Origin of the sequence: Pseudomonas defluvii (genome assembly GCF_001695625.1) — a bacterium.
In the GTDB taxonomy this organism is placed as follows: domain Bacteria; phylum Pseudomonadota; class Gammaproteobacteria; order Pseudomonadales; family Pseudomonadaceae; genus Aquipseudomonas; species Aquipseudomonas defluvii.
This window is the reverse complement of sequence record NZ_MBPN01000106.1, coordinates 1-16670: the sequence shown is the minus strand read 5'-3', so window position 1 is coordinate 16670 and position 16670 is coordinate 1. Positions and strand designations below refer to the sequence as shown.

Sequence of the window (16670 nt, the reverse complement as noted above, 5' to 3'; positions counted from 1 at the left end):
GCTGGCGCCGGGGCAGCTTGCACCGGGGCGCTGTCGCCACCACTGGACACGGCGTTGAGCTTGCCGGTGTTGATGGTCGATTTCTCGGTGCTGGTCGCGGCCAGGGCACGGAGGTAGTAGGTGGTTTTCAGGCCACGGTACCAGGCCATGCGGTAGGTGACGTCCAGTTTCTTGCCCGAGGCGCCGGCGATGTACAGGTTCAGCGACTGAGCCTGGTCAATCCACTTCTGGCGACGGCTGGCAGCGTCGACGATCCACTTGGTTTCCACTTCGAAGGCAGTCGCGTAGAGCTCTTTGAGTTCTTGCGGGATGCGCTCGATCTGCTGAACCGAACCGTCGTAGTACTTCAGGTCGTTGATCATGACCGCGTCCCACAGGCCGCGAGCCTTCAGGTCGTGAACCAGGTACGGGTTGATCACGGTGAACTCGCCCGACAGGTTCGATTTCACGTACAGGTTCTGGTAAGTCGGCTCGATGGACTGCGATACGCCGGTGATGTTGGCGATGGTCGCGGTCGGCGCGATGGCCATGATGTTCGAGTTACGAATACCTTTCTGAACGCGTGCGCGAACTGGTGCCCAGTCCAGGGTCTCGTTCAGGTCGACGTCGATGTACTTCTGGCCACGGGCTTCGATCAGGATCTGTTGCGAATCCAGCGGCAGGATGCCTTTGGACCACAGCGAGCCCTGGAAGGTCTCGTAGGCGCCACGTTCGTCGGCCAGGTCACAGGAGGCCTGGATGGCGAAGTAGCTGACCGCTTCCATGGAGCGGTCGGCGAACTCGACGGCTGCGTCCGAACCATAAGGAATGTGCTGCAGGTACAGCGCGTCCTGGAAGCCCATGATGCCCAGACCGACCGGGCGGTGCTTCATGTTCGAGTTGCGCGCCTGCGGTACCGAGTAGTAGTTGATGTCGATCACGTTGTCGAGCATGCGTACAGCGGTGTTGATGGTGCGCTGCAGCTTGGCGGTGTCCAGCTTGCCGTCGACGATGTGGTTCGGCAGGTTGATCGAGCCCAGGTTACATACCGCGATCTCGTCCTTGTTGGTGTTCAAGGTGATTTCGGTGCACAGGTTCGAGCTGTGGACAACACCCACGTGCTGCTGCGGGCTGCGCAGGTTGCATGGGTCTTTGAAGGTCAACCATGGGTGACCGGTTTCGAACAGCATCGAGAGCATCTTGCGCCACAGGTCTTTGGCTTGGACGGTCTTGAATACCTTGATCTTGTTGTACTCGGTCAGCGCTTCGTAGTACTCGTAGCGCTCTTCGAAGGCCTTGCCGGTCAGGTCGTGCAGGTCTGGCACTTCCGAAGGCGAGAACAGGGTCCACTTGCCGTCATCGAAGACGCGCTTCATGAACAGGTCAGGGATCCAGTTGGCGGTGTTCATGTCGTGGGTACGACGACGGTCATCACCAGTGTTCTTGCGCAGCTCGATGAATTCTTCGATGTCCAGGTGCCAGGTTTCCAGGTAGGCACAGACAGCGCCTTTGCGCTTGCCACCCTGGTTTACGGCAACGGCGGTGTCGTTGACCACTTTCAGGAACGGTACGACGCCCTGGGACTTGCCGTTGGTGCCCTTGATGTAGGAACCCAGCGCACGTACTGGCGTCCAGTCGTTGCCCAGGCCACCGGCGAATTTCGACAGCATGGCGTTGTCGTGGATCGCGTGGTAAATGCCCGAGAGGTCGTCCGGGACGGTGGTCAGGTAGCAGCTCGACAGCTGTGGACGCAGGGTGCCGGCGTTGAACAGGGTCGGGGTCGAGGCCATGTAGTCGAAGGACGACAACAGGTTGTAGAACTCGATCGCGCGGGCTTCTTTGTCTTTCTCTTCCAGCGCCAGGCCCATGGCCACACGCATGAAGAACACCTGTGGCAGTTCGAAACGTACGCCGTCCTTGTGGATGAAGTAACGGTCGTACAGGGTCTGCAGGCCCAGGTAGGTGAACTGCTGGTCGCGTTCGTGGTTGATCGCCTTGCCCAGTTTTTCCAGGTCGTAGTCGGCCATGGCTGGGTTGAGCAGTTCAAACTCCACACCCTTGGCGACATAGGCCGGCAAGGCCTTGGCGTACAGGTCAGCCATTTCGTGGTGGGTCGCGCTTTCGGCAACCTGCAGGAAGCCCAGGCCTTCGGCACGCAGGGTGTCCATCAGCAGGCGAGCGGTCACGAAAGAGTAGTTCGGCTCACGCTCGACCAGGGTACGGGCGGTCATCACCAGAGCGGTGTTGACGTCCTTGATGGCCACGCCGTCGTACAGGTTCTTCAGGGTTTCACGCTGGATCAGTTCGCCATCGACTTCGGCCAGGCCTTCGCAGGCTTCCGAAATGATGGTGTTCAGGCGATTCATGTCCAGAGGCGCCAGGCTGCCATCGGCCAGGGTGATACGGATGCTCGGGTGTGGCTGTACCGCTACGTCGCTGTTGCTGCGGGTGGCACGTTCCTTGGCGCGTTGGTCGCGATAGATCACGTAGTCACGGGCCACTTTCTGTTCGCCAGCACGCATCAGGGCCAGTTCGACCTGGTCCTGGATTTCTTCGATGTGGATGGTGCCGCCCGATGGCATGCGACGCTTGAAGGTCGCTGTCACTTGTTCGGTCAGGCGGGCAACGGTGTCGTGGATACGCGACGAGGCAGCAGCAGTGCCGCCTTCAACTGCAAGGAACGCCTTGGTGATGGCAACGGTGATCTTGTCATCGGTGTAGGCGACGACAGTACCGTTACGCTTGATCACACGCAGTTGGCCCGGAGCGGTGGCAGCCAGATCCTGGTTCGAATCAGCGGCCTGCGGCGCCTTGGCCTGCGGGTTCTCGCGAGTTGTGTCGGTTTGCATGGGGGTCTCCACGTTTTCTATGTTTGTTTAGGCACCGGGTAGGTGCCAACCGTTCCGTCCAAAAGCTCGACAACCGACCCGCAGGCATGCGCAAGGGCAGCGTGCGGGGCAGGGCTTACCTACTTCGGGACAGATCAGGAAAAAGGGGCAATCGCTCGCCGCTCCCTGGCCGAAGTCAAAGGTCTCGGGCCGGGGCCCAAAACTGTTGCTGTCGGATGTGCCTTTGTGTGCAACACCCGTACCCGAAACAAGCCCTCTGGTGAACTTGCAACGGTCGCCTCCGCAGGAGCGGTTTGGCTGCTGATTTCTTTCAAAGTTCAAGCAAAAAAAGCATTTTGCAAGGCTTGAGTTTAATGCTCGACTTGTGCTTGGGAATTATGTGAAAACCCAAGATATAGTGTTTTGTTTCGATAGGGATACAAGATAATGCGGTATCGGGGGTATTGCAAGGTGATGCTCTGTGGATAACTTGTGCGTATTTTGTGAGTGATTCCGGGCAACGCCTTGTAGGCCGCGTCTCACCGCTATTGTGCCGTTGGTCACTCTTTTTTTACGTTGGCGACGCCCCGAACACGGAATTTTGCGGGCGCGAACCCTATCACAAAAAGCCCCATTGTCCAGCGCTCCTGGCACGGCTTTTCAGTGCCGTTGGTGGCGGTTGGAATGTGTGGGTTCGCGTCGTAGTATCCGATGCCATTATTGCCCTTTGTTGACGGGCGGTCTTCCAAGAACAACAAGCCCAGCAGAGGTGTCCGTGGAGCAGCAGCGCAGTCAGGTGTTGATCGTCGAGGATGACCAGCGATTGGCCGACCTCACGGGTGAGTACCTGCAGGCCAACGGCTTTGAGGTAGCGGTGGAGGGCGACGGGGCAAAGGCGGCCCAGCGCATCATTGATGAGCAGCCTGATCTGGTGATCCTTGACCTGATGTTGCCTGGCGAGGATGGCCTGAGCATCTGTCGCAAGGTACGCCCGCGCTATGCGGGGGTAATTCTGATGCTCACTGCACGCAGCGACGATCTTGATCAGGTGCAGGGGCTGGACCTGGGGGCCGACGATTATGTGGTCAAGCCCGTGCGTCCCCGCTTGTTGTTGGCCCGGATCAACGCTCTGTTGCGTCGCAGTGATGCCCCCAGTAGTGAGCACCAGGCATTGGTGTTCGGCCCGTTGCGGGTCGATAACACCCTGCGCGAGGCTTGGCTGCGGGGCGCGAGCATCGAGTTGACCAGCGCCGAGTTCGACCTGCTCTGGCTACTCGTGAGCAATGCCGGGCGTGTGTTGTCCCGCGAGGAGATCTTCACCTCGTTGCGAGGTGTGGGCTATGACGGCCAGGACCGTTCTATCGATGTGCGTATTTCACGCATTCGCCCCAAAATCGGTGACGATCCAATCCATCCGAAGATGATCAAGACCCTGCGCAGCAAAGGCTACCTGTTTGTAGCCGAGGCGGCCCAGGCCATGGGTCGTGAGGCATGAACTCGATTTTCCTGCGCATCTACGGCGGTATGCTGAGCGCTCTGGTGCTGGTGGCGATGCTCGGCGCCTTGAGCCTGCACCTGCTTAACGAGGTGCGCGCGGATCAATACCGTGAGCGGCTTGCCCACGGGACCTTCACGCTGATGGCTGACAACCTGGTGCCGCTCAGTGAGGTGGAGCGTACGCGTGCGCTGGCTATCTGGGAGCGCTTGCTGGGCATTCCCTTGGCGTTGGAGTCCTTGGCCCACACCGGGCTCGATGGGCGTCAGCGCAGCTTGTTGCAGCGTGGCCAGGTACTGGTAGAGAAGACGGGGCCTCATGCGGCCAAGGTGATGCGTCAGGTTGGCGACCAGCCGTTTTTGCTCGTGGGTGAGGTCAAGCAGATCAGTGAGCAGTTGGCCCGCGCCACGATTTACCTGCTGGCGGATGAGTTGGTGCGTTATCCGGTTGCGGAGCAGCCTGGGCGGCTTGCGCAATTGAAGAAAGCCAAGGGGTTTGGCTTTGACCTGCGCTTGCTTTCGATGACCAAGGCTGACCTGGATGACGACCAGCGTCGACGGGTCGAGGAGGGCGACACGGTGATGGCCCTGGGCAAGGACGGTGACTCGATTCGCGTATTTTCCGGCCTTGCCGGTACGCCCTGGGTGCTGGAGCTCGGCCCGCTGTACCAGATGAATGCCTACCCACCCCAGTTGCTGGCGGTGATTGCCGTGCTGGGCTTGTGCCTGATTGGTTTGATCGTCTATTTACTGGTGCGTCAGTTGGAGCGTCGCCTGTCGACCCTGGAGTTTGCTGCCACACGCATCGCCCAGGGTAGCCTGGAAACCCGTGTGACGGCCGATGACGATGACTCGGTTGGACGCTTGGCTGCGGCCTTCAACGGCATGGCGGAGCATTTGCAACGGTCGTTGAGCATTCAGCGTGAGCTGGTGCGTGCCGTGTCCCATGAGCTGCGCACGCCAGTGGCCCGTTTACGTTTCGGCCTGGAGATGATCGCCGGGGCCAGCAACGATCAGGCTCGGGAAAAGTACCTGGAGGGTATGGATGGTGACATTCAGGACCTCGATAAACTGGTCGATGAGATGCTCACCTATGCCCGTCTGGAGCAGGGCTCACCGGCGTTGCATTTTCAGTTGATCGACCTGGATGCGCTGCTCGACCAGGTGATCGCCGAGCTGGCGCCATTGCGTCGCGAGGTGAGTGTGGTTCGCGGCCCCTGCCAAAGGGCAGAAGAGGCTGACGGCGCATGGGTAGAGGCGGAGCCACGCTACTTGCACCGGGCTTTGCAGAACCTGGTGAGCAACGCCATGCGCCATGCTGAGTCACAGGTCTGCCTGAGCTATCAATTAGGTGCCCAGCGCTGCCGGATTGATGTGGAAGATGATGGTCCGGGCATCCCCGAGCCTGCCTGGGACCGAATCTTTACCCCCTTTACCCGTCTCGACGACAGCCGCGCCCGGGCTTCCGGTGGGCACGGTCTGGGCTTGTCCATCGTACGCAGGATTATCTATTGGCATGCCGGGCGGGCCTCAGTCAGCCGTAGCGAGCGCCTGGGTGGGGCGTGTTTCAGCCTGAGTTGGCCGCGTAGCCAGGCCTCTGGTGCATCATGAAGCAGACCGTGACGCTGAGTGAGCTGCTACGTCCGGCGTACTTTCACAGGCTACTGCTGGCGCTCTATGGGCCTGAGTTGATGCCGGCCCAGTTGCCTGTGCTGGTGTCGCAGTGGTCCAAGTACTATTTCGCGCTGTTCTGGCGCGAGGCCGTGTCAGCCCGGTGTGCTGGGCGAGGGCTGGCGCTGCCGAACAACGTCGGCGTGAGCCTGGACGATCGTGGTCTGCCGCTGGCGTTTGAGCCACTGGCCGCAGGCAGCGATAGCTTGCAGGCCCTGTTGGAGCACCACCTGACGCCATTGGTTCAGCAACTGGCAGCCTTGGGCTCGGTGCCGGTTGCCGTGCTCTGGGGGAATGCTGGTGATTGCCTGGAGCAGTGCCTGCAGTCCCTGGAGGTCGATCTCGCTGAGGCGCGTGATCTACTGGATCGCCCTGGCAGCCCGTTGTTTGCGGCAGTCAGCTACGATGCGCACGGCCTGCGGCGTCGGCGAACCTGTTGCCTGAGTTACAAGGTGGCGTGGGTGGGGCACTGTACGCACTGCCCGCTCAACCCCTGACTCAGACGCTGATCAAGGTCAGTACCTGGTCATTTTGTATGCTGAACTGGCCTTCCAGCTCGTGGCCCTGGCGCCAGTCAGTGGACAGGTCTTTCAACAGGCGCAGGCGTGCATGGCCATCGGTGGACCATTCCAGCACCTCCGCGTGTTCAAAGTAGAAGCGCTGCTGCACGATAGGGTAGAGGGCCTTGAACAGGCTTTCCTTCAGTGAAAAGGTCAGGGTGACCGCCAAGGCAGCCAGGTCCGGGTCCATTCGATGAAGTTCATCGGTTGTGAGGATCTCTGCGGCCAGGCGCTGAGCGCGTTCGTGGCTGAGCAGGGTTTCCTGATCCAGGCCAATGCCCGCGCACTGGTGACTAGGGGCAACCACCGCAGCGGCCCAGCCGTGGCTATGGGTGATGGATCCGCTGATATCGCTTGGCCAGATCGGCGCACGGTCTTCGCCGGTACCGGGGATGTACTCCCGACCATCCAGCGCTTGCAGTGCTGCACGGGCACAGACCCGGCCAGCGAGGTACTCGGCCTGACGCTTGGCCACTGAGCGTTGCAGGCTGCTGGTGTGCTCGATACCCGCCAGGACGAAGTCATCGGCAGCCAGTTGAGCGGGGTCGAACGAGCAACTGACCAATGCTGCGCCGGGTACTGCGCGAGGCAGAGGCCAGTGGTGCTGGAGTGGTGCGCAGCAAGAGGGAAGTCGGTTCATGTTCGCATTGTGCCGCGATCCACGGCGTCAGGCCAGCGCCCCTTCCAGTCCATCCTTTTTGCCAAAGTGCCGTCCCTCAGCACTTCATTTCAGCGTAAACACCTTCTTCAAGAAAACCTGCAGGTCTGCCCAAGCACTTTCGTCGGCGCTTTTGTTGTAGGCAATGTCCGGTCCACCGTGCTCGCCGTGGCTGAGGCGGTCAGCATCCGGGTTGGTGAAACCATGCTTGGCGCCCTGGATGCTCACGAATTCATAGGATGCACCGGCCGCATTCATCTCGTCCTTGAATTTATCCACCTGTTCTTGGGGGATCATGCTGTCGGCTGCGCCATGCTCCACCAGAATCTTGCTCTTTACGCTGCCGGGCGTTGCCGGGTTGCTGGTTGCCAGCGGGCCATGGAAGCTGACGACCCCGAGCAGAGGCTCGCCTCGCCGGGCGGCATCGAGCACTACTTTTCCACCGAAGCAGTAGCCGATGGCAGCAATTCGATTATTGTCGGTTTGCGGTTGGATTTTTAACAGATCAACACCGGCATCGAAGCGTTTGGCCGCCGCGTCAGGGTCTTTCATGGCCGCCTGCATGAAGGTCATGGCGTCTGCCGGGTGCTCGGTGTGCTTGCCATCGCCGTACATGTCGATGGCCAGTGCGCTGTAGCCTAGCCCCGCCAACTCACGTGCACGGCGTTTGGCATAATCATTCAGGCCCCACCACTCGTGCACCACCACCACACCCGGGCGCTTGTCCTCGACGCTGTCGTCATAGGCGTAGTAGCCAACCAGGCGCTTGCCGTCGGCATCCTGATAGGCAATTTCGCGGGTCTGTACGGCGGCCTGGGCCAGGCTTGTAGCGCCGATCAAGGCAAGTGCGAGCAGGTAACGCATGGCGGGTACTCCTCGTTTGAGTCGATCCATCGTGTTCAGCCGCTGTTTGGACAGCGCTCAGCGACGCTTCAGGATGTCCTGCTTACTCTAGCTTCCGCGCTCCATCCTGCAACGGGTTGAATGCGAACCCTGGCTGCGTGGGCGGATTACCGCCATTGGTTAGGTTTTTTCGCCGGTTGCGTGCGGAAATCCGCCAACGCGCAGCGTTTTTTATGCCACCTCCTAGTGCATGCAAGCCCCGAGAAACGGCGGTTCGCACCCAGAAAGCGCACGTTGGCATCGTGATTGCTAAATAGCCCTCAGAGTCCTGCCAGGCAGCTCGACAAAACAAATCCCTCCAGTGCAGGAGGGTTCGCGCTTTTGGTACCCCCCATCCTGGGAAGGATGATGGTCGGTACGCTTGAGGAATTAGCCATGACGACGCGTCAGCCGCTGTACAAATCGTTGTATGTCCAGGTGATCGTAGCGATCACCATCGGTATCCTGCTGGGTCACTTCTATCCTGAGACCGGTGTGGCACTCAAGCCACTGGGTGACGGGTTCGTGAAGCTGATCAAGATGGTCATCGCCCCCATCATCTTCTGCACCGTGGTCAGCGGCATTGCGGGTATGCAGAACATGAAGTCGGTTGGCAAGACCGGCGGCTACGCGCTGTTGTACTTCGAAATTGTCTCCACCATCGCACTGATCATTGGCCTGGTTGTGGTCAACGTGGTCAAGCCGGGTGCAGGCATGCACATTGACGTGTCGACCCTGAACGCCAGCAGCATCGCGGCCTATGCCGCAGCGGGCGCGCAGCAGACCACCGTTGGTTTCCTGCTCAACATCATTCCAAACACCGTCGTCGGTGCCTTCGCCAACGGCGACATCCTGCAAGTGCTGATGTTCTCGGTGATCTTCGGTTTCGCCCTGCATCGCCTGGGCGCTTATGGCAAGCCACTGCTGGACCTGATCGACCGCTTCGCCCATGTGATGTTCAACATCATCAACATGATCATGAAGCTGGCACCGGTCGGCGCGTTCGGTGCCATGGCCTTCACGATCGGCCAGTACGGCGTGGGCTCGCTGGTGCAACTGGGCCAGTTGATGGTCTGCTTCTACATCACCTGTGTGGTGTTCATTCTGGTGGTGCTTGGCGGTATCGCCCGTGCCCACGGCTTCAGCGTGGTCAAACTGATCCGCTACATCCGTGAGGAACTGATGATCGTGCTGGGTACTTCGTCTTCCGAGTCGGCCCTGCCACGCATGCTGATCAAGATGGAGCGCCTGGGTGCGAAGAAGTCGGTTGTCGGTCTGGTGATCCCAACCGGTTACTCGTTCAACCTCGACGGTACTTCGATCTACCTGACCATGGCTGCCGTGTTCATTGCTCAGGCCACCGACACCACCATGGACATCACGCACCAGATCACCCTGTTGCTGGTGCTGCTGGTTGCCTCTAAAGGTGCTGCTGGCGTGACCGGTAGCGGCTTCATCGTTCTGGCCGCTACCCTGTCGGCCGTTGGTCACCTGCCGGTTGCCGGTCTGGCGCTGATCCTGGGTATTGACCGCTTCATGTCCGAAGCCCGTGCCCTGACCAACCTGATTGGCAACGCCGTGGCGACAGTGGTGGTGGCCAAGTGGGTCAACGAACTGGACGAAGACAAGCTGCAGGCCGAGTTGGCCTCTGGTGGCACGTCGATCATCGACACCCGTCCAGTCGATGACCTGGGTGTGGCTGAAGGCGCTGCCCGCTAAGCATTCTGGGGTGTGCTTATCGCCGGCAAGGTCGGCTCCTCATGCAGGAGCCAGCCTTGCCGGCGATGTCGTTTATTCCACCCGTGTTTCGCCACTGAACACCAAGGTCTGCCGACAGCGTCTGCACAGGTAGCGCCGCCCTTGGCGTACCAGGCCATGGCGCTGGGCAGAGAAGGGGAAGTCGCTACCTGCACAGGGGCAGCGGTAGATGTAGCGGGTCATGCTGCGGCGCTTTATCGCGTAGTTGTGACAGCGATTCGGTGGCAGTTCGTAAACACCGCGCATGATCAACTGCCACTCTTCGCCATGGGGCTGAATGCTGCCACCGAACAGTTGGTGGGCAACCAGGTGGGCCACTTCGTGGGCGACAGTCTGTTTCAGGAAGTCTTCACGGTTTTCCATGTACAGCTGCAGGTTGAAGCGCAGCAGGTTCTCGTGCAGATGTGCCACGCCAGCCTTCTGCCCACGTAGCTTGAAACTGACTTCTGGGCGCTGGAAGGGGCGTTTGAAAAAGGCTTCAGCCTGCTGGAAACAAATTTCGACGCGGGATTTGAGTTGCTCGGGCATATCGGGGAACACTCCTGACCGGCGATTATGCCGCAACCTGAGCATTACTGCCGAGACCGCCGGTCCATGCACGGCATCAGGCCGCCTTGCGGCGGCCTGAGGTTTGTTGCACCTATGTTGCTGTGTTTCTAAGTCTCTAGTTGGTATAGACGGGGCCCACGCCCAGTCCCCAGACGATTACCGTGAAGGCCATGATGGCTACCAGCACCACCAGTCCCACCGCCAACACTGAACTCGAAAACAGGAAGCCTTCGTCCGAGGGTATGTTCATGAAGGTCGGCAGGCCTACATAGAGCAGGTAGACCGTGTAGCAGATGGCTGCCGTACCGACAATCATCCCCAGCCACAGGTGTGGGTAAAGCGCCGCCAGACCACCGACGAACAGTGGGGTGGCGGTGTAGGTTGCAAACGCGATGCATTGCGCCAGGCTGGGGTTGGCATCATAGGTGCGGGCCATCCAGTGGATGAACGCGCCCATGACGGCAACACCGCCAAGCATGGCCAGGTACGACATGATGCTCATCCAGAGCGCGCTTTCCATGGTCAGCATGACGGGCGCACGCTCGCCGATGACCCAGCCTACCTGGGTAGTGCCGATAAATGCCGATATGGCGGGAATGGCCGCCAGTATCAACGTGTGGGTCAAGTACATGTGGCTGATGCTTTCCTCTTCGCCACGAATCTCTCGCCATTCCTGATCGGGATGGGTAAACAGCCCCAGAACGTGATGGATCATGCCAGTCACTCCTTTCGTTGTTGCCATCGCCCCCCAGAGGAGCGCTTGCTGGCCCGAGGTTCGGGCCATACGACCAGGTCACATACACGGTGGCCCTATGTCGCAGTATAGGAAGGAGTTCGCTGCATAAAACCGGGTTTTTTAGAGCAAATTGCGCTGTCAGGCGACGGGTTAATCACGATGCAGTCTTTATCGGATTGGCCTACGCCGCCAGTCGGTTTATGCGTAAAATAGTCGGCTTTTGTCATACCTCGCGGATTCCAAGCGCTATGGGCACCCTTTCGGTCAATCAGAACAAACTGCAAAAACGCCTTCGCCGCCTCGCGGGTGAGGCTGTCACCGACTTCAACATGATCGAAGACGGTGACAAGGTCATGGTCTGCCTGTCGGGCGGCAAAGACAGCTACACCATGCTCGATGTTCTGCTGCACCTGCAGAAGGTGGCACCGATCAAGTTCGAGATCGTTGCGGTGAACATGGATCAGAAACAACCGGGGTTCCCCGAGGACGTACTGCCGGCCTACCTCAAGACTTTGGGTATCGAGTACCACATTGTCGAGAAGGACACTTACTCGGTGGTCAAGGAATTGATCCCGGAAGGCAAGACCACCTGCTCGCTGTGCTCGCGCCTGCGTCGTGGCACCCTGTACACCTTCGCTGACGAAATCGGCGCGACCAAGATGGCCTTGGGTCATCACCGTGATGACATTGTCGAGACATTCTTCCTCAACATGTTCTTCAATGGCACGCTCAAGGCCATGCCGCCAAAACTGCTGGCCGACGATGGCCGCAACGTGGTCATCCGGCCGTTGGCCTACTGCAGCGAGAAGGACATTCAGGCCTACTCGGACATGAAAGAATTCCCGATCATCCCGTGCAACCTCTGTGGTTCACAGGAAAACCTGCAGCGTCAGGTCGTCAAGGACATGCTTCAGGAGTGGGAACGCAAGTCGCCGGGGCGTACCGAGAGTATCTTCCGTGGCCTGCAGAACGTGGTGCCGTCACAACTGGCCGACCGCAACCTGTTCGATTTCGTCAATCTGCGCATCGACGACACCGCGACGCCGCGCTTCCTCGACGTGCTGAACATCTGACGAACCACTCGGCAAGGAACCGCCATGCGTGATTATCAATGGCTGCATGAGTACTGCCTGAACCGATTCGGCTCTGCCGCTGCGCTGGAGGCGTATCTGCCGGTGCCGCGCACCCCGGCGCAGTTGCGTGCGATCAGTGACGACCGTTATCTGTCGACCCTGGCCCTGCGCGTGTTTCGCGCCGGGCTCAAGCACAGCCTGGTGGATGCCAAGTGGCCGGCGTTTGAGCAGGTATTCTTCGGCTTCGACCCGGAAAAGGTCGTGCTGATGGGCGCTGAGCATCTGGAACGGTTGATGCAGGACACCCGCATCATCCGTCACCTGGGCAAGCTCAAGAGCGTGCCTCGCAATGCGCAGATGGTGCTGGATGTGGCAAAGGAGAGGGGTAGCTTTGGCGCCTTGATCGCCGACTGGCCAGTGACTGACATCGTCGGTTTGTGGAAGTACCTGGCCAAGCATGGCAACCAGCTTGGTGGCTTGTCGGCACCTCGTTTTCTGCGCATGGTCGGCAAGGAATTATCCGCTTAGGTAATTTGATGTTGACTACAGCCTGTCGATAACCGTCCTCGCTCAATCCTCCCTCCTTTAATGTCAACATTCTGCGAAAAATCACAAATCAACATCGGTTATTAGGCTACTCATAGCGAATGTTGATTTCATCCTGAAGAAATTAGACGGCCCTAGACCGCTTGTTGACAGCTTTTGGGCTTCGTGTTTAATTGACTGAAGTGGTAGACCCAGCGAAGGTCTATCCGGTCTATCGACTAGTTCATAATCGCTTTAAGACAACCCGACTCAGGTCGGGCCTTAACCGAATGATCAGCGTTGACTTTGATGCTCCATTTATCAAGGTGCCGCTGATATGTCCTGCGCGAAACAAATTCCATATCTCCCTGCTCACCGTGCTTTAGAATTATCGGTTTTCAGGCTTATTTCGCCCTCTATTAGTACAACACCCAAGAATCGTACAGGTGCACCGCTCTCTGATGCAGAGAGCAAGGTGCGTCTATGAAGGTTCGGGAATTCAAGGATTTTCAAGGGCGCCCGTCAGCTTTAATTTTCGATAAGGGAAAGCCTGTTTTCTTAGCTAATTATTGGATGGCTAATTTTAAGCCCGGCTTGGCGCCAAAGTCACGGGTTTTGCTCGCCTATGATTTAAGTATAGTGATGTTGCACTTTAAAATGATCAATACAGATATAGAAAGCAGATTCACTAATGGGAAATATTTTACAGCTGGTGAAATCGTTCGACTCAGAAACTGCTTAGAAGAATACAAGCAGACAGTTGAGATGCGAGCTGGCGGCGTTGGAATACTCGTGCCAAGAATGGCATGCAGTTCTGCCTTTATTAGGCGCTGTCGTGCAGCGAGGGAGTTTCTAGAAGCTGCTGCGGAGGAAATTTGTCGTTCGTCATGTCAGGATGAAAACGGGCTCAGAAACTTTAAGTTGATTTTAAGAAAGCATCTTCCATGCAAGCAAAAAAATGATGGGCCGTCGATGGTGGAACCACTTTCAGAAAGTGAATTTTCTGAGATGGATACGGTGTTAAAAGACCAAGTGAAGCTTGGTAAAAGAGCTAAGCTATTAATTCATCGTGACTTGGTTGTCTTTCATCTCCTAAGGGAGCTTGGTATTCGGAACAGTGAACTACTTGGAATAATGACTGATGGCTTTGCCCGCACGGCAGCAGGTTACATGACCGTGCATATTTGTAGAAATAAAGACCTGGCCTCCGACCCCCGGACTAGTCCAGCTACCGTAAAGACGCTAGAAAGGACGTTAAAAATATCGGATAACCTATGGACACTGATTGAGAGATACATTGTAGAAAGGAAAAAACTCTCAAAAGCAAAGAAGCACAAATTTTTAATCGTCACGTTTGATGGCGCGCCATTGTCGAACGATGCGGTAGGATCTTTATTTACAAAACTTAGAAAACACATCGGGCGACCGTTGAGTCCTCATACGCTTAGGCACTCCTGGGCTTGCAATTTCATACTCACCGAGTTCGAGAAAGCGTCGACGCTTACAAGCAGAGAAAAAGAAAGAACGATAGCATCTGCTCTGAGCGTGCTTCGCGCTCATATGGGGTGGACGTTGAGCTCCTCTATGCCAGATCACTACGCTCGTTACGCTTTTCAAAAAATTGGCAATGATAGGCTTATATCCGAAGAGCAGCTCTTGCATGCAAGCCTTGCCAGTAGGAGCGAACATGAGAAAGACTAAAAGCCATCATGAACTTGTCGTGGACTTCACTGAGCTAAGAGCTTATCACCATAAGACAAAACTTGAGTGTGTCGTGGGGGAACGCTTCTCTCTGAATCATGAATCATTGAAGTGTGAAGCATCTATAAATTTTAATGAAATGAAAGGGGTGTTCAGTGTTGAAATAATTGAGGCGCTTCGATTGGAGTTTGCATCATGCATTTCTCAAGGGTACGCCTTATCCACGATTGTCACGTATATCAAAAAAACTGATGAGCTCGTACGACTGGTTAAAAGGTCAGATGCTGCCATGTCGGGTGCAGTTGACTCATTGTGCGCGCATCCTCAGCTTTGGAAAGAGTTTTGGGGTTGGATAAGTAGAAATAGGAACTATAAGACTTTTATAGTTAGATGGAATGGAGATGGCGGTTTGCTGTGGGGCGATCAGTACGGCCTGCTAGTCCATGCTCTACCCTCACAGTCCAATAAGAAAAATATGGCACGCTCTGCAGATCCTTATGCGGGGGCACTCACAGAATCTGAGGTTCGCGATGTTACTTTTGCGGTTTGCAAAGCCTACGAGCAAGGTTTGATTCATATTGAACATTTGGCAGTCTTTTTTTTCGCGTTACTGCTCGGCTATCGGCAAAGCCAAATACTGAATCTGAAAGCTGAAGACCTAAGATATAACGATGAGATTAAATCGTGGCAATTGCGAGTAGAGATGATAAAGCAAAAGAGCAAAAGCGCTCCTGTATATGTGACTGTTCGTCTTCCTGTTCTTATTAATACTTTGCTTGATTGTCTTGTGCCACTTTGTAAGCGGCGGAAAAAAACCTACTTGATTCATCGCTCGACAACTGTAGCTGGATATCTTATACCTGAAGAGCTTGTTGAAGAGCTCCCTGATAAAAAGTGCTTAGGTAATACCATTTTCGATAGAATACAAAAGGTCGTATATTCTCTAGGGGTGAGAACCGCGAGAGTGGACGGTGGTCTTGTTAATCTGAATTTTATAAGGTTTAAACATACGCTACTAACAAGGGCAGCTGTGAACGGTGCCACGGCACATGAGCTTATGTATCTCGGCATGCATAATGACTTGACCTCGGCTCGCTCCTACATAGATTCAATCCCTGCAGCACAGGCCAGAATTAGAGAAGAGCTTGGACCAGCCTTCTCGTCGATTGCTCAAGCGTTCTTGGGACAGGTATACGAGGGAGGCTACGAGAAAGCTATTTTAGAGATGCCTGATTCTATAAAACGGCACTATGGCATTGCGCAGGCGAAACCTATTGGCGTATGTGGTAGTTCTATAAATTGTACAGATCACGCACCCATTGCTTGTCTTCTCTGTCCGAAGTTTCAGCCGTTTCGTGACGCACCATTTGGTGAGTATAGAAATTACCTTATTGCAGAGTGCGAGAGCCAGTCGTCATACCAAGTGAAAGAAAAAATTGAGGAGTACATTCAGGCCTGCGATATGTGGGTTGCTAGGTTAGCTTAAAGGTGAGGTGGGAAGTGAACTCAAACAATCCCGAAAAAAACTTCCAGAAATTCCTTGATGCTTTGGTTCCAATATTTTCAGATTACTTGCTGGTAGGGGATAGTATCGACCTCGCGATTCGCTACAAGATTCCACCGCGTATGATGGAAAAAGGTTCCACAGCTGCTCATGCCTATGCCTTGCCGCCGAGTTTTCCACTAGATACTCCGGCTTTGATGGATGCTAGCGTCAATGATCAGTGGGTTCTATTCTCCAAGCTGGCTAATTTAAGTCGCTCGCTAGTTGGAAATAAATCGTCTAAAGACGTCGGTACGGCTATATATTATCTGCTGAAAGCGCTGCCGAAATTCAAAATGCCATGGGAGATCGTGAACTCAGACTTTCTTCGAGCTTCAAATCAAGATGGTCTGATGCCATCGCAGCGATTTCGTATGGGCGCGGGATTGAGCTATCTTGGTAAGCTTTACAATAAATACGGGCTATCATCTCAACGTATAAAATACACAAGGAATCCTCATGCTAGGCCCGAGCGCTCCTCAAAACCACTTCTCCCAGATCTAGAGTCCTGCCGCTTACTAGCCGAGGGGTTCAAGAGTCCTAAAAATACTTTTGAAACACTTGTCACCTCAGCTTTTGCGCTGCTTAATTATGCCCCATCTAGGGCGTCCGAAATCGTTACGCTTGATGTTAACTGGCTCTTCGCATTTAAGGGTGTAGAAAAAATCTGACCGGCTGGAAAAGGAGTCGAGGATCTTAGAAAATGTAAGCTC

General features: G+C 56.1%; 13 protein-coding genes and 1 pseudogene. 9 read left to right on the top strand and 5 right to left on the bottom strand.

The annotated features are described in order from the left end of the window. On the bottom strand, positions 1 to 2828 hold a 2828-nt coding region (locus EKA13_RS21915), incomplete at its 3' end, for a ribonucleoside-diphosphate reductase subunit alpha (RefSeq protein WP_065761346.1). Positions 2829 to 3582: 754 nt separating this feature from the next. Between EKA13_RS21915 and EKA13_RS21905 the strand changes: the two genes are divergently transcribed. Genes EKA13_RS21905 through fhuF form a run of 3 tightly spaced genes read left to right on the top strand, consistent with a single transcriptional unit; the run spans position 3583 to position 6469 of the window. Beyond that, positions 3583 to 4302 (top strand): response regulator, encoded by a 720-nt coding sequence (locus tag EKA13_RS21905; RefSeq protein ID WP_065761345.1) that lies wholly within the window; start codon positions 3583 to 3585, stop codon positions 4300 to 4302. After that, positions 4299 to 5912, top strand: coding sequence for an ATP-binding protein (locus tag EKA13_RS21900; protein ID WP_065761344.1), 1614 nt, complete (start codon positions 4299 to 4301; stop codon positions 5910 to 5912). Before EKA13_RS21905 ends, EKA13_RS21900 begins: the two co-directional genes overlap by 4 nt. Continuing rightward, entirely contained in the window at positions 5909 to 6469 is a 561-nt protein-coding gene (fhuF, locus tag EKA13_RS21895) for a siderophore-iron reductase FhuF (protein WP_065761343.1), read from the top strand. Before EKA13_RS21900 ends, fhuF begins: the two co-directional genes overlap by 4 nt. Position 6470: 1 nt before the next feature. Here fhuF and EKA13_RS21890 read toward each other — a convergent pair whose 3' ends face one another. Beyond that, the gene (locus EKA13_RS21890) at positions 6471 to 7172 is read right to left on the bottom strand and encodes a 4'-phosphopantetheinyl transferase family protein (RefSeq protein ID WP_065761342.1); all 702 of its coding nucleotides are present in this window, start codon (positions 7170 to 7172) and stop codon (positions 6471 to 6473) included. 84 nt (positions 7173 to 7256) lie between these two features. Then, positions 7257 to 8054: a dienelactone hydrolase family protein gene (locus EKA13_RS21885; protein ID WP_065761341.1), complete on the bottom strand. Its 798-nt coding sequence runs from the start codon at positions 8052 to 8054 to the stop codon at positions 7257 to 7259. 414 nt (positions 8055 to 8468) lie between these two features. Here EKA13_RS21885 and EKA13_RS21880 point away from each other — a divergent pair, with 414 nt between their 5' ends. After that, positions 8469 to 9791 (top strand): dicarboxylate/amino acid:cation symporter, encoded by a 1323-nt coding sequence (locus EKA13_RS21880; RefSeq protein ID WP_065761340.1) that lies wholly within the window; start codon positions 8469 to 8471, stop codon positions 9789 to 9791. A 72-nt stretch (positions 9792 to 9863) separates the two neighbouring features. Here the strand turns inward: EKA13_RS21880 and EKA13_RS21875 are convergent, their stop codons facing one another. After that, positions 9864 to 10358 carry a SprT family zinc-dependent metalloprotease gene (locus EKA13_RS21875; protein ID WP_065761339.1) on the bottom strand — a complete coding sequence of 165 codons (495 nt, stop codon included), beginning with the start codon at positions 10356 to 10358 and terminating at the stop codon, positions 9864 to 9866. 136 nt (positions 10359 to 10494) lie between these two features. Beyond that, positions 10495 to 11094 carry a Yip1 family protein gene (locus tag EKA13_RS21870; protein WP_065761338.1) on the bottom strand — a complete coding sequence of 200 codons (600 nt, stop codon included), beginning with the start codon at positions 11092 to 11094 and terminating at the stop codon, positions 10495 to 10497. 269 nt (positions 11095 to 11363) lie between these two features. Here EKA13_RS21870 and ttcA point away from each other — a divergent pair, with 269 nt between their 5' ends. The 5 genes and pseudogenes from ttcA to EKA13_RS21845 all read left to right on the top strand — a co-directional run bounded on the left by ttcA (position 11364) and on the right by EKA13_RS21845 (position 16628). Further along, positions 11364 to 12188, top strand: a complete 825-nt coding sequence (gene ttcA, locus EKA13_RS21865; RefSeq protein WP_065761337.1) for a tRNA 2-thiocytidine(32) synthetase TtcA — start codon at positions 11364 to 11366, stop codon at positions 12186 to 12188. Between the two features lie 24 nt (positions 12189 to 12212). Next, a pseudogene (locus tag EKA13_RS21860) lies at positions 12213 to 12704 on the top strand (DNA-3-methyladenine glycosylase I); the annotation flags it as partial. Positions 12705 to 13196: 492 nt separating this feature from the next. Then, on the top strand, positions 13197 to 14414 hold the full coding sequence (locus EKA13_RS21855; protein WP_065761336.1) for a site-specific integrase: 1218 nt from the start codon (positions 13197 to 13199) through the stop codon (positions 14412 to 14414). Next, positions 14401 to 15900 (top strand): site-specific integrase, encoded by a 1500-nt coding sequence (locus EKA13_RS21850; RefSeq protein ID WP_065761335.1) that lies wholly within the window; start codon positions 14401 to 14403, stop codon positions 15898 to 15900. Before EKA13_RS21855 ends, EKA13_RS21850 begins: the two co-directional genes overlap by 14 nt. Before the next feature lie 14 nt (positions 15901 to 15914). Further along, positions 15915 to 16628, top strand: a complete 714-nt coding sequence (locus tag EKA13_RS21845) for a hypothetical protein (protein ID WP_125862957.1) — start codon at positions 15915 to 15917, stop codon at positions 16626 to 16628. Positions 16629 to 16670 lie beyond the last annotated feature (42 nt).

Coding starts and splice junctions, on each gene's coding strand:
- EKA13_RS21900 (WP_065761344.1), top strand. CDS start 4,299: ATGAACTCGATTTTCCTGCGCATCTACGGCGGTATGCTGAGCGCTCTG.
- EKA13_RS21885 (WP_065761341.1), bottom strand. CDS start 8,054: ATGCGTTACCTGCTCGCACTTGCCTTGATCGGCGCTACAAGCCTGGCC.
- EKA13_RS21855 (WP_065761336.1), top strand. CDS start 13,197: ATGAAGGTTCGGGAATTCAAGGATTTTCAAGGGCGCCCGTCAGCTTTA.
- ttcA (WP_065761337.1), top strand. CDS start 11,364: ATGGGCACCCTTTCGGTCAATCAGAACAAACTGCAAAAACGCCTTCGC.
- EKA13_RS21850 (WP_065761335.1), top strand. CDS start 14,401: ATGAGAAAGACTAAAAGCCATCATGAACTTGTCGTGGACTTCACTGAG.
- EKA13_RS21870 (WP_065761338.1), bottom strand. CDS start 11,094: ATGATCCATCACGTTCTGGGGCTGTTTACCCATCCCGATCAGGAATGG.
- EKA13_RS21880 (WP_065761340.1), top strand. CDS start 8,469: ATGACGACGCGTCAGCCGCTGTACAAATCGTTGTATGTCCAGGTGATC.
- fhuF (WP_065761343.1), top strand. CDS start 5,909: ATGAAGCAGACCGTGACGCTGAGTGAGCTGCTACGTCCGGCGTACTTT.
- EKA13_RS21890 (WP_065761342.1), bottom strand. CDS start 7,172: ATGAACCGACTTCCCTCTTGCTGCGCACCACTCCAGCACCACTGGCCT.
- EKA13_RS21875 (WP_065761339.1), bottom strand. CDS start 10,358: ATGCCCGAGCAACTCAAATCCCGCGTCGAAATTTGTTTCCAGCAGGCT.